The organism is Nonomuraea sp. NPDC000554, from assembly GCF_040300065.1.
Classification (GTDB): domain Bacteria; phylum Actinomycetota; class Actinomycetes; order Streptosporangiales; family Streptosporangiaceae; genus Nonomuraea.
The window spans coordinates 107,848-120,023 of sequence record NZ_JBEPDC010000033.1; the positions used below are offsets into that span (position 1 = coordinate 107,848).

A 12,176-nucleotide genomic window follows, 5' to 3' on the forward strand; every position below is an offset into this window, starting at 1 on the left:
GATGAGGACAGTACACAGCACGACGTGTTACGTCTTCGCCGCTACCCGTCTGAAATAGGCCGATCCCTCGCCCTATGGGCCCGAGGTTGAACGACACATTGAGTGCCTGATCGCAAACGGGAGCCGCCGCCCTGGTCACTTGGCAGATATGGTCCGGTGGCGTGTGATCACGTAAGGCAGCGTTGCTGTACGGGGCTGCTGTACAGCATTTCGGTCAACCTGCTGTGGCGCAGTTGTCACCTGGTTCGCCGCTCGGAAGGTGCGACGCCGACCTTTCGGCATCTCAGCCGTCGGCTGACGGGTACCGGCATTCCGCAAGGTCATCGGCGAGGTCCTGCACGGCGAGATCGGCGTTCAGCTCGGTGACCACCGCCTGCGTCAGCGGGCGAAGGGCGTAGACGTGCCGCACCGAATCGAGGTCCACGGGGACTTCGTAGTAGTCCTCGGCAAACCGCCGAAACGCCTCCGGAGACAGATCGACGAGCCGCGCGAACAGGTATGCCGCTCCATCGGGGTCGCTCACGCCGTCCGGGTAGTCGATCTCGCCTACCCGCCAGCGCTCATCACCGGTTTCCCGCCACAGACAAGCGGTAACCATCGGCATGCCGTCCTCGTCGCAGAACGCCGGCTCCTGCACGCAGTGGCGGAACACCTCGGGGACGGAGTCGAGCACCCCCGGCCACGGCCCGTCGTTGCCGTATGGGCTCATCACCGCCTCGTGGTCGAAGCCGCGGATGTAGGCGCCTACCGCTGAGAAGACGATGGAGTACTCGTCTCCCGAGCCGTTGCGCATCGAGGCCATCTCCTCCCCGGGGCTCCAACTCGCATCGAAGGAGTGGTAACGGCTGGACCATTCCGGGCTCAGGATGGCTTCCAGTACAGCCATGGACCGGCACAGGTCGCGGAGCACCGGGACCTCGGGTAGTAAACGGGCCACATCGTGAGCAATCATGAGTTCCATCCAATCGGATGCCGGTGACATTCCTCCCGGCGTTCTCCGAAGGGCATTGGACTGCCAGCACTTCTCGAAAGGCAGCGGCTGGGCGCTGGGCCGATGTCGTGGAAACTCCTTACCGTTCAATCCTGCGCGGGTCTTGCTCGGCACCAGAGAGATCCCGCCCGTTCCATGCAACCCCCGCCCAGGCAGGACGCATCTCCTCTGATGTGAAGCCATCTATCTGGGAGAGCAATGAGCCGTGACGACGAGGAGTACACCGCCTACGTGAGTGGCCGGCTGTCCTGGTTGCGGAAGATCGCTTACCCGTTGTGCCAGGACTGGCACCGCGCGGACGACCTGGTGCAGACGGCGATAACACGGCTCTACGTCAAATGGCGCCAGGCGCGGGCCGCCGACGACCTCGACGCCTACGTACGGGTGATGCTGATCCGGGTCTTCCTCGCCGAACAGCGAGGGGGCTGGTTCTCTCGGGTACGGCTGACGTCCGCAATACCCCACCAGCCGTTCGAAGGCGGCGACCGGGACATAGCCATGGACGTTAACCGGGCCCTCGCCGCCGTTCCTCCGCGCCAGCGCGTCACCCTCGTGTTGCGCTTTCACTGCGATCTGAGCGTGGAGCAGACCGCCCACGCGCTGGGCTGCTCCACCGGAACCGTCAAGAGCCAGACCGCCCGCGGCCTCGCCACCCTGCGCTCGATGCTCGCCGCACCGGAATCCGGTCTAGCACGTACGGAGAAATGCTGATGGACGTAAAGCAGGTTTTCGACTCGCTGGCGCGGCAGGAGCAGCCACCTATCGCGGTGGACGTGAGCCAGGCCATTGCGGCAGGACACGCCATGCGCAGACGTCAGCGTGCTGCCGTCGCCGGGATTTCGGCGGTGGCGGTCGCGGCCGCGCTCGTGGCCTGGACGGTTCATCCGTGGTCGGGGCAGCGGGACATCGTCGCCGTCGCCGCCCCCGTGCCGACCGCACCCGCCGTGCCATCCGCCACGGCCACGCCACGGCCCACCTACAAGGGATTCGCGTCCCTGAAGAAGAAGTTTCCGCCCAAGGGAAAAATCGCCTCCGTGCCGCCACTTTTGATGTGGGTAAGTGACGCGCCCAGCAAGAACGAGCTCTTCCTTTGCGAGAGTGGGCCGAACGGTGGCTCCTGCAGCGGATTTCCTCCGCTTGCCGCCAAGGAGTTCGCCCGCCCTCAGGGCAAGCTTCGCGGTGTGGGGGTCTGGTTCGGGGTGGCCAAGGACGACGTTCACGGAGTTACGGTCATCACCAAGGACGGGCGGAAGTTTCCAGGAAGCCTCACGCGGGGTGTCGCCGCGGGGCTCGGGCTTTGGGCCGTCGAGTATCCCTCGGGAGCCGAAGTGCGGACGATCGTCGTCACCGGCGCGAGAGGGGAGACCCTGCAGCGGATCGCCTGAAGACGGGGCTGACGGTTTACCCCTGGATGGTCACCGACCACACGACCTGCACGACCCACCCGAGACCGGCCAGATCAAGATGACGTGCCGCAGGCCAGCGCGTTCAGCTTGTTCCGGAAGGAACCGTTTCAGCTCCGTGTCGGCAGGTGCATGGCCAGGCCGTCCAGTACTCGTTCCAGCCCCGCTTCGAACGCGCGGTCCTGGCGGTCGGCGGCGTGCGGGGTCTCCGCCTCGATGATCACCCTGGTGAACCGCGGATAGCGACCGCTGCTGATGATCGCCGGGCCGTACTCGCCCTGTCGTGCCATCCACTGCTCGTGGCTCAGCCCGGACCGCCGCGCCGCCTCCCGGTCTCCCAGTTCCCCGAGCACGTGGCCGAGCACGAACGCCGACAGCGTGCCGAGGTTGGCAAGCATCTCGTCCGTGTCCAGGTCCATGCCGTCGAACACCGACAGTGACAGCTCCATCCACCAGAGGCTGTTCGGGCCGTGGTTGGCACGGCCCGATGACAGTGTAGGCAGCCATGAGTGCCGCAGCGCTGTCTCGCGCAGCAGGCGCGCGATGGTGCGCAGGTCGGCCCGCCAGTCGCCGGACAACACCGTGCCACGCAACTCGCCCATGACCTCGTCGGCCATCAATTCCAGCACGTCGTCCTTCTTGGCCACATACCGGTACAGCGAGGTCGTCCCGGTGCCGAGTTCGGCGGCGATCCGCCGCATCGACACGGCGTCGAGCCCCTCCGCGTCCGCGATCCTGACCCCGGCGGTCGCGACGTCGCGCCTGCTGTGAGTGGGCTTCGGGCCCCGTGTTCCGTGCTCTGGACGCATCCAGATCACCGGGTAGTCATCCGCCACTCTCGCCTCCGTCGATATTGCGAACACTGTACCCAGTGCCCTACCGTGACGATACTGAGAACAGTGTTGCCGGGTTTGGAGGAAAACGTGGACTACGACGTGGTAGTGGCTGGCGCGGGCCCGGTGGGCCTGCTGCTGGCCTGCGAACTCCGGCTGGGCGGCGCTCGCGTGCTGGTCCTCGAACGCGAGGCGGACACACCGCCGGCCAAGTTCGGGTCCATGGGTGCCCGCGCGGTCAACGCGCCATCGGTGCACGCGCTGCACCTGCGGGGCCTGCTGCCCGCCGTCGAGAAGGCCGCCATCATGTGGATTGGCGCGATCCCCGAGATCCCCGAGCCCACGACAGGCGAGCGCCCTGAGATCTTCGTGGGCCACTTCGCCGGGATCGACATCCGCGCCGACCGCCTAAGGCCCCCCGGACCCGGCGAGGAGTTTCTCGGCGCGGGCGTGATCAGCCAGGGAGACCTGGAAGCGGTCTTCGGGGACCGGGCGTCGGCGCTGGGTGCGGAGGTGCGCCGTGGGGTCGCGCTGACCGGACTCGACACCGACGCCGACGGCATCATCGTCCGCACCGGACGCGGCGATGTCCGGACGGCCTGGCTGGTGGGGGCCGACGGCGGTCGCAGCACCGTGCGCGGACTCGCCGGGTTCGACTTCCCCGGCGTGGACCCCGTCTTCACCGGCCGCCAGGCGATAGTGGACCTCGACGATCCCGGCAAGCTCACCGCGGGCGGCTGGCAGCCGGGTGAGAACGGCTCCTACACGCTCGGCGGCTGGGCCGACGGCGACGGTCCACTCCGCGTCCACACCGTCGAGTACGACGCCCCTCCCTCCGACCGCGACGCACCCGTCACGGCGGAGGAGATGCAGGCCAGCCTGCGCCGGGTCAGCGGTACCGACGTGAGAGTCACCCGTGTGCACGTCGGCACCCGCTACGCCGACACGACCCGGCAGGCCACCACTTACCGGCGGGGCAGGGTGCTGCTGTGCGGGGACGCGGCACACGTGCACTCGCCCGCCGGTGGGCAGGGCATGAATCTGGGCATCGGCGACGCGATCAACCTCGGGTGGAAGCTCGCACTCGTCGCGCGCGGCGCGGCGCCGGACCCGCTGCTCGACACCTACACGGCCGAGCGTCACCCGATCGGCGCGTGGGTGCAGCGGTGGAGCATGGCGCAGACCGCGCTGAGCACGGCGCGGGGACCGCGCGCGGACGCGCTGCGCGAGGTGATGTCCGACCTGCTCGACACACCTGACGGCGCCACGCACGTGGTGTCGATGATCGGTGGAAACTGGCAACGCTACGACCTACCGGGCAGTCATCCCCTGATCGGCCGCCGGGTGCCCGTCCTGCCGCTCGACGACGGCACCACCCTCTCCGGGCACTTCCGCGACGGCCGCGCGGTACTGCTCGACGCGGGCACCGGCGCCGCCGCGACGGCTGAGGCATGGTGCGACCGGGTCACGGTGGTGACCGCGCGGCCGACCGCGTACCCAGATCAGCCGATGGCCGCGCTGGTGCGCCCGGACGGCCACGTCGCCTGGGTCGCACTCGGCGAAACCGACGGCGTCGGTCTCCGCGCGGCGCTGACCGCCTGGCTCGGCGCGCCCGCCTGATTCCGCACCACGCTCCCGGCCGGCCGCAGTCGCATCCGGCTCACCCCGCACGCGAACCTGAAGCCTCTGCGTCCGCCAACTCGACGGTGAGATGCGGCGGCACTCATGCCGTGATACATCAATGCCCATCGCTCGCTGACGTTACTGTCAGCGTTGCTGTCACAGACACCAGTCTCCAGGGACGTTGTTAGCAAGGTCGGTCTGGCCGATAGCCGCCCCAAGACGACATGCCGGTGTTGCCTCACGGCGTTGAATCCACGGAGCTCCCCAAAACCGGTGAAACTCGGTCGAGAGTGCCGGCCCCGTACGTGGCGTTCCGCCGGTCCCGCGCGGCGTCCAGGCTGGTTGCATGCCGCGCCGACGCCATCACCCCTCGTGGAAAAGGGTGGTCCGTCGACACCGCCTCGGCCGCCCCCACCCCCACCGCCCCCGCGTCGTCGCCAGAGGCCGCCGACTTCCCGGTCACCGTCCAGGCGGGCAACGGCATCACCGTCCGCCGACGGCCAGGCCGCCTCCGGCTTGGCGACCGGTCCCCGACCGAACCGACCGGCGGTCACCCGCCCGTGCGCCTACCGCTTGGCGAACAACTCCGCGACATCTCGTCCCTGCTCTGGGCAAGAAGCGGCTCGGCAAGCTCACGGTTCAGGACGTTCGGGTCTTCATCACCCGAGTTCGCAAGGAGTGCCAGTGCTGCAAGCACGGGTGGGATGCGTTCAAGGCCCGGCCGCTGTGCTGCGCGCTCAAGGGCGGGACCTGCTGCCAGTCCTATCTGTCCACGCGCATGGTGCAGTCCATCCACGCTGCCCTTCGGAACTCCCTGGCATGCGCGGTCCGGGAGGAGGTCATCCCGCGCAACATGGCGACGCTGGTCACGATCTCGACGCTGAAGTACAACGTGAACCGTGGCCTGACAACGGAGCAAGCCCGGCGTGTCCTCAAGGCATCCCGAGAGGGCCTGGGAGACATGCGGCTTCACGACCTCCGACACACCTGCATGAGCCTCCTGCGCCAGGACGGCTTGATCATTTATGCGATCAAACGCCAGGATGGGACTCCCACCGAAATGTAGGTAGCGATGAAGGTAGCCCTCGGCGTCATCGCCGCTCTCGCCGCCATAGCCGTGGTCGCAGTGTCAACCATTGGCGCGCCCGCGCTTACGTTCCTCGTGACCTATGGCTGCCATGGTGCCGAGGATCAGTTGGCTGAGTCCATGAAGGCACATCGGATCTTTGAAACGTACCCGCCAGGCGCTCAGGCACAGGGTCAACGGGAATCCACCTGCGACGACGACGATCGAGTGGTGGACGTGTCTCAGGAATACCGGCTCCCCAGCAGCCGAGACGATGTGATCGACTTCTACCGCAAGCTCGCCCTGAGAGACGGATGGAAGCCATCACCGGAGATGAGGGAAGCGGACGATTTCTGCTTCACCAAAGCCATCGACGGCAAGGACACCGATCTGACGGTGTGGACGGGAGACGAATCCGACACCTTCTACGTGGGCTTGAGCTCGTCGATCGAGAGTGGTGGGTGGTGGTGTTGAACGAGGTCGAGTTGGACGTTGCCGTCACCGGACACAGAAACGCCCCGGAGCGATCTTCGCTTCGGGGCATTCGTGCTGCTCAAGAGAGGTGGTCAGGGGCAGGGTCGAACTGCCGACCTTCCGCTTTTCAGGCGGACGCTCGTACCAACTGAGCTACCTGACCCAGAGCGGTCCTGACGGGACTTGAACCCGCGACCTCCACCTTGACAGGGTGGCGAGCACTCCAAACTGCTCTACAGGACCTTGCTTTTCTTTCTTTCCGCTTTGCGCTCGCTTAGCTTACCAGCTCTTCGGTGGTCTTCGACCGACCGTTTTGCGGGTGCGCCAGGCGCTCGCAGTGCCCCCAACGGGATTCGAACCCGTGCCGCCGCCTTGAAAGGGCGGTGTCCTAGGCCGCTAGACGATGGGGGCTCAGGATTCCCTGTCGCCTTCCGTCGGAGACCTCTGAAGCATAGGGGACGATTGCCTCTGATGCCAAAGCGGCGGACCGGCGGCCGGCGTTGTGGTGCCGTTGATCGTTCCCGATGGCGTCGGGGCGTTCGTCGGCTCCGGAGAAATCATACGTCCAGGGTCCGGCTCCACGTGACGCTGGATGTACACCGACTGCTCTCCGAGGCCGCCGAGCGTGATGTCGTCCCAGGCCTGCAGGCGTTTGGTCTGCTTGTCGAAGTAGAGGACCGAGGCCTGGACGGGGGTGGGCTGGGCGTGTTCGAGCGCGCGCAGCCCGGCGCCGCCGGTGGAGCCCTGCACGAGCATGCGGGTGCCCGTGGGTAGCAGGGTGGTCGATCTTTCGTGGGTGTGTCCGGCCAGGATCATGGGGGTGGCGCCGGAGAAGCCGCGTCCGATCTCGGGGTCGTGGACGGCCACCAGGTCGGGGCGGGACAGGTGTGGCAGGTGGGAGCGTCCGAACTGTTCAAGCGCGTCCGGGTCGGAGTCGACGGCGACGGACTTGTCGGGTGTGAAGCGGGGGTCGCCGAGGCCGTAGATGGACAGTCCGGCGACCTTACGGGTCTTGTCGTCCAGGACTATGGCGTTCTTCTGCTTCTCGACCGCCTTCTGGGTCTCCATGGAGTCGTGATTGCCGCGGACGTAGACGTACGGGACGCCGAGCCGCCGGATCTCGTCGACGAACTTGTTCTCGGCCTTGGTGCCGTGGTCGGAGATGTCGCCCGTGTCGACGACGAGGTCGGCCGCGAACTGGTCCTTGAGGGACCGGATGACGTTCCAGGCGATCGGGTTGAGGTGGATGTCCGAGACGTGGAGTACTCGGATGGATCGTGGATCCGCGTCGTAGAGCGGCAGGGTCGAGACGGTGTCGTACAGCTTGGAGACGTTCGTGACCAGTTTGGTGAGTTGCGCGCGATACGACTCGAACCGCGTCACGATCGACTCCGCGCTGCCCACCAGCGACGGCGCGGCGGCGATCAGCCCGGAGTAGCGCGGCTCCACGAGCGAGCTGGGGCGGAACGTGAGCGCCGCGAGCACCCCCGTCCCCGCGAGGGCCACAGAGGCCGCCACAAGGCCCAGGAGAGCCGTTTTCGGACGCCTGTAGACCAACAGGACCGCTACCAGCGCCCCCGCCCCTGAGCACAGCAGCGAGCGGATGACGAGGGCGCGCACGCCGTCCAGGAGATCGCTCTCGATGAGGCCCGGCAGGCGGTCGGCCAGGCGCGGGTCCTCGATGAGCGCCTTGGCGCGGTCCTGGTCGATGTTCTCGAGGGTGATGCGGAGCCGCAGAGGGGCGTCGTGGGTGCGGAAGGTGAGCGTGCCGAGCGGGCTGGCGTCGACGACGGTCTCGCCCCGCCAGGCGGGACGCAGGGACATCCCGGTTTCGACCGGGCCGACCTCGGCTGTGACCGTCCCGCTGAAGAAGATGCCCAACCAGGCGCCTGTAGCGGCCACGAGGAGCACCCCGAGCACCCTCGACGACCGCGACCGGATGACAGCGTTCAGCCTGTCGACGAACTTCATACAGTTTCTTGCTTACCCGACCGCCGGGGCAGAATGGCACCTGTGATCGAGGTTTCGCGGGAGAAGTTCGAGGAGCTCGTGGCCGAGGCCCTGGACACGATCCCGCCCGACCTGACCCGCGTGATGAGCAATGTCGTCGTCACCGTCGTCGACGATCCGCCCGAACCCAACCTGCTGGGCCTGTACACCGGAATCCCCCTTACGCAGCGCGGTGATTGGTACTCCGCGGTCCTGCCCGATCGCATCGAGATCTACCGCAATCCGATATGCCGGATTTGCGACACGGAGGAGGACGTGGTCCACGAGGTGCGCGTCACGGTCGTCCACGAGGTCGGCCACCACTTCGGGATCGACGACGACAGGCTCCACGAACTCGGCTGGTAACCGCTTGCAACGTGTTGGCTTCTTTGGGTTGCGGCAGGCCGCGTGATCGGGCACCTTAGGTGACATAGCGAACACTGTGAGTCAGGCACAGCGGAGTCCAATGGGGGCCATGCGGACGCGACGGCTGCCGGGACGGCATCGCCGTGCCGAAGAACGCCAAACGACATACGGCGAGGTCATCGCCGTCAAGGAGTTCCGCGCGCTCTGGTACGGCCAGGGTCTCTCCCTGCTCGGCGACCAACTCGCGCAGGTCGCGCTGGCCGTACTCGTGTACGACCGCACGCGCTCGCCGCTCGCCACCGCGGGCGTCTACGCGCTGACCTACCTGCCGTCGATCGCGGGCGGCCCGCTGCTGGCCGGGCTCGCCGACCGGTTCGCGCGCAGGGGCGTCATGATGACGTGCGACCTGATCCGTGCGCTGCTGGTCGCGGCGATGGCGCTGCCGATCATGCCGTTCTGGGCGCTCTGCGCGCTGGTGTTCCTGGTGGTGCTGCTCAGCGCGCCGTTCTCGGCCGCGCGGGCGGCGCTGCTGCCCGAGGTACTCGAAGACGACCGGTACGTCGTGGGCTCGGCGTTGCAGAACATGACGAACCAGGCCGTGCAGATGCTGGGGTTCGCGGCCGGAGGAGCAGTGATCGCCGCCATGGGCCCGTACCGCGCGCTGGCGCTCGACGCGGCCACGTTCCTGGGGTCGGCGCTGATCCTGCTCTCCGGCGTGCGCCCGCGTCCCGCCGCGGTGCGTTCCGCCGCGAAACCGTCCATGTGGACGATGACGCGCGCAGGGGCGCGGCTCGTCTTCGGCGACAAGAAGCTGCGCACGCTCGTCCTGTTCGCCTGGCTCTGCGGCTTCTACATCCTGCCCGAGGGCCTCGCGGTGCCGTACGCGGCGAAGCTCCACACCGGGGCGCTGTCGGTCCCGGTGATCACCGGGCTGCTGATGGCCGCGATGCCGACCGGCACCGTCCTGGGGGCGTTCGTGTTCAGCCGATTCGTCTCACCGTCACGGCGGCTGCGCATGATGGGCTGGCTGGCCATGCTGAGCTGTGCGCCGCTGGTGGTGACGGCGACTCACCCGCCGCTGGCGATGGTGCTCGGCGCCTGGGTCCTGTCGGGGATAGGTGGGGCGTACCAGCTTGCGGCGAACGCCGCGTTCGTCCAGTGCGTGCCGGACGAGCAGCGGGGCCAGGCCTTCGGCCTGGTGCAGTCGGGGCTGATGGCGGTGCAGGGCATCGGGATCCTGGTCGGCGGGCTCGCCGCGGAGAGACTCGGCCCGGAGCCGGTGGTGGCGCTGGCCGGCATCACGGGGGTGACGGCAGCGGCCGTCCTGGCCATGATCTGGGCCGAGTCCCGCGGAGACGGGTCCGCCCGGGTGCGTGCCCAGGCCGCCGCCTGATCACTGCTGGGGCTTCTGCTCGCCGCTCCAGTCGGTGCTGTTCTGCCAGGTGGACTTGGCCTGCTGCTTGTTGAACAGGTCCTGGACGATCGAGGTGTCCCTGCCCTCCTCGGGCATGAGGAGCCAGCCGATCGCGTACACGCCGACCCCCACGCCACCGAAGAGCGTCGCGATGGCCAGGGCGATGCGGACCAGGTTGGCGTCGACGCCGACGTACTCGCCGATGCCCGAGCACACGCCCGCGATGACCCTGCCCTGGTGCGTCCGACGAAGCTGCTTGACGTTGTATTCGCTCATGTCTCAAGACTGCCTGCCGGGTCGGCGTTCGCACATCGGGATTCCCCCTGGTAGAACCCTGGTAGCCCCCTATGCGAGGAGAGGACCCCGTGATGGACGATCTGCTGCGCCTGGACGACCAGCTCAACGGCGACCAGAGGCTGATCCGTGACACGGTGCGATCGTTCGTCGCCGAGCGTGTGCTCCCGCACGTCGGCGACTGGTTCGAGGAGGCCGTCTTCCCCGCGCGCGAGCTCGCCCCCGCGCTGGGGTCCCTCGGCGTGCTCGGCATGCACCTCGACGGGTACGGCTGCGCGGGAACCGACGCCACCTCCTACGGCGTGGCGTGCCGCGAGCTGGAGGCCGGCGACTCGGGGCTGCGGTCCTTCGTCTCCGTCCAGGGCTCGCTGGCGATGTTCCCGATCTGGCGTTACGGCTCGGACGAGCAGAAGGACGAGTGGCTGCCCCGGATGGCCGCGGGCGAGGCGATCGGCTGCTTCGGCCTCACCGAGCCCGACCACGGCTCCGACCCCGCCAACATGCGCACCCACGCCAAGCGCGACGGGTCCGACTGGGTGCTGAACGGGTCCAAGATGTGGATCACCAACGGGTCGATCGCCGACGTCGCCGTGGTCTGGGCGCAGACCGACGACGGCATCCGCGGCTTCGTCGTCCCCACCGACACCCCCGGCTTCTCCGCCCCTGAGATCCACAAGAAGCTGTCCCTTAGGGCATCGGTCACCTCGTCCCTGTACTTCGACGACGTCCGGCTGCCGGGCTCCGCGGTCCTGCCCGGGGTCACTGGGCTGAAGGGCCCGCTGTCGTGCCTGTCGGAGGCCCGGTTCGGGATCCTCTGGGGCGTCGTGGGCGCCGCCCGCGCCTGCCTGGAGGCGGCCGTGGAGTACGCGAAGACCCGCGTCCAGTTCGACAAGCCGATCGGCGCCTTCCAGCTGACGCAGCAGAAGCTCGCCTGGATGTACGTCGCCGCCGGCCAGGCGGGGCTGACGGCCCTCCATCTCGGCCAGCTGAAGGACTCCGGCCGGCTGGAACCCCGGCAGATCAGCTTCGGCAAGCTCGCCAACGTCCGGGCCGCCCTGGACATCGCCCGCCAGGCCCGTACGATCTTGGGCGGGAACGGCATCACCCTGGAATATCCTGTGATCAGGCACATGACCAACCTGGAGTCGGTGCTCACCTACGAGGGCACCGAAGAGATCCACACCCTGGTGCTCGGCGAGGCCCTGACGGGGCTTCCGGCGTACCGGTGACGAGTATGCGAGGGGACGTCGCGTAGGGGGCGGTAATCTCTGTACCCTTGCTGTTGCGAGGGGCGTTAGCTCAATTGGCAGAGCTGCGGACTTTTAATCCGTAGGTTCCGGGTTCGAGCCCCGGGCGCCCTACCACCCTCCACCTCGGATCATGCTTCTGACCTGGGGTTTTGCCCTAACGCGGGGTGTCCAACATGCAGCCACAGGCCGCCCGGAGCAGCCGTATGCCGCCCTTCCCGGAATATACGCGGAATGGATCTTGACGCGTTTCCCCAGGTCGAGATGGCAATTCGGATGCGCTCTTCAGAGATTCCGCGACAACGACGAAGGACCCCGAGATGTCCCGGGGTCCTTCTGTGCGAGTCCTGTTACGCGGCATCAAGGCGGCGGCGCGGCGCGCCGCCGCACCCCGGCCCTCCGCCCGCCCGCCGTCCGGGCGTGCGGCCTGGGGGGCCGGTCCCCCCCGTACACCTTGCCGATCTCGTCGAGCGTCT

General features: G+C 67.8%; 12 protein-coding genes and 4 tRNA genes. 9 read left to right on the forward strand and 7 right to left on the reverse strand.

All coding sequences use genetic code 11. From position 1 onward, the window contains the following. Positions 1-283: 283 nt before the first annotated feature. Positions 284-961 carry a hypothetical protein gene (locus ABT294_RS42505; RefSeq protein WP_350812147.1) on the reverse strand — a complete coding sequence of 226 codons (678 nt, stop codon included), beginning with the start codon at positions 959-961 and terminating at the stop codon, positions 284-286. Positions 962-1,189: 228 nt separating this feature from the next. On the opposite strand from ABT294_RS42505, the gene ABT294_RS42510 reads away from it, so the two are divergent. Beyond that, positions 1,190-1,702 carry a SigE family RNA polymerase sigma factor gene (locus ABT294_RS42510; RefSeq protein ID WP_350812148.1) on the forward strand — a complete coding sequence of 171 codons (513 nt, stop codon included), beginning with the start codon at positions 1,190-1,192 and terminating at the stop codon, positions 1,700-1,702. Continuing rightward, the gene (locus ABT294_RS42515) at positions 1,702-2,376 is read left to right on the forward strand and encodes a hypothetical protein (RefSeq protein WP_350812149.1); all 675 of its coding nucleotides are present in this window, start codon (positions 1,702-1,704) and stop codon (positions 2,374-2,376) included. Before ABT294_RS42510 ends, ABT294_RS42515 begins: the two co-directional genes overlap by 1 nt. A gap of 128 nt (positions 2,377-2,504) precedes the next feature. Here ABT294_RS42515 and ABT294_RS42520 read toward each other — a convergent pair whose 3' ends face one another. Continuing rightward, a complete protein-coding gene (locus ABT294_RS42520) occupies positions 2,505-3,230 on the reverse strand; it encodes a TetR/AcrR family transcriptional regulator (RefSeq protein WP_350812150.1) in 726 nt (241 codons plus the stop codon). A gap of 87 nt (positions 3,231-3,317) precedes the next feature. On the opposite strand from ABT294_RS42520, the gene ABT294_RS42525 reads away from it, so the two are divergent. The 3 genes from ABT294_RS42525 (at position 3,318) to ABT294_RS42535 (ending at position 6,390) form a co-directional block, all read left to right on the forward strand. After that, complete coding sequence (locus tag ABT294_RS42525; protein WP_350812151.1) at positions 3,318-4,847, forward strand: FAD-dependent monooxygenase; 1,530 nt, start codon at positions 3,318-3,320, stop codon at positions 4,845-4,847. Positions 4,848-5,703: 856 nt separating this feature from the next. Then, on the forward strand, positions 5,704-5,916 hold the full coding sequence (locus tag ABT294_RS42530; RefSeq protein ID WP_350812152.1) for a site-specific integrase: 213 nt from the start codon (positions 5,704-5,706) through the stop codon (positions 5,914-5,916). Between the two features lie 6 nt (positions 5,917-5,922). Then, a complete protein-coding gene (locus ABT294_RS42535; RefSeq protein ID WP_350812153.1) occupies positions 5,923-6,390 on the forward strand; it encodes a hypothetical protein in 468 nt (155 codons plus the stop codon). Between the two features lie 89 nt (positions 6,391-6,479). On the opposite strand, the gene ABT294_RS42540 is transcribed toward ABT294_RS42535, so the two are convergent. The 4 genes from ABT294_RS42540 to ABT294_RS42555 form a co-directional block, all read right to left on the reverse strand. Then, positions 6,480-6,553: transfer RNA gene (locus ABT294_RS42540), tRNA-Phe, on the reverse strand. Between the two features lie 5 nt (positions 6,554-6,558). Beyond that, positions 6,559-6,633 (reverse strand) — tRNA-Asp (locus ABT294_RS42545). A gap of 95 nt (positions 6,634-6,728) precedes the next feature. After that, positions 6,729-6,801 (reverse strand) — tRNA-Glu (locus tag ABT294_RS42550). Beyond that, the gene (locus ABT294_RS42555; RefSeq protein WP_350812154.1) at positions 6,802-8,361 is read right to left on the reverse strand and encodes a metallophosphoesterase family protein; all 1,560 of its coding nucleotides are present in this window, start codon (positions 8,359-8,361) and stop codon (positions 6,802-6,804) included. Between the two features lie 33 nt (positions 8,362-8,394). Between ABT294_RS42555 and ABT294_RS42560 the strand changes: the two genes are divergently transcribed. Then, positions 8,395-8,745 (forward strand): metallopeptidase family protein, encoded by a 351-nt coding sequence (locus ABT294_RS42560; protein WP_502912213.1) that lies wholly within the window; start codon positions 8,395-8,397, stop codon positions 8,743-8,745. 109 nt (positions 8,746-8,854) lie between these two features. Further along, a complete protein-coding gene (locus tag ABT294_RS42565; protein ID WP_350812156.1) occupies positions 8,855-10,138 on the forward strand; it encodes an MFS transporter in 1,284 nt (427 codons plus the stop codon). On the opposite strand, the gene ABT294_RS42570 is transcribed toward ABT294_RS42565, so the two are convergent. Continuing rightward, a complete protein-coding gene (locus ABT294_RS42570) occupies positions 10,139-10,435 on the reverse strand; it encodes a PspC domain-containing protein (protein ID WP_350812157.1) in 297 nt (98 codons plus the stop codon). A 92-nt stretch (positions 10,436-10,527) separates the two neighbouring features. Between ABT294_RS42570 and ABT294_RS42575 the strand changes: the two genes are divergently transcribed. Both ABT294_RS42575 and ABT294_RS42580 read left to right on the forward strand, forming a co-directional pair. Further along, a complete protein-coding gene (locus ABT294_RS42575) occupies positions 10,528-11,682 on the forward strand; it encodes an acyl-CoA dehydrogenase family protein (RefSeq protein WP_350812162.1) in 1,155 nt (384 codons plus the stop codon). A 59-nt stretch (positions 11,683-11,741) separates the two neighbouring features. After that, positions 11,742-11,817: transfer RNA gene (locus ABT294_RS42580), tRNA-Lys, on the forward strand. Positions 11,818-12,176: the final 359 nt, after the last annotated feature.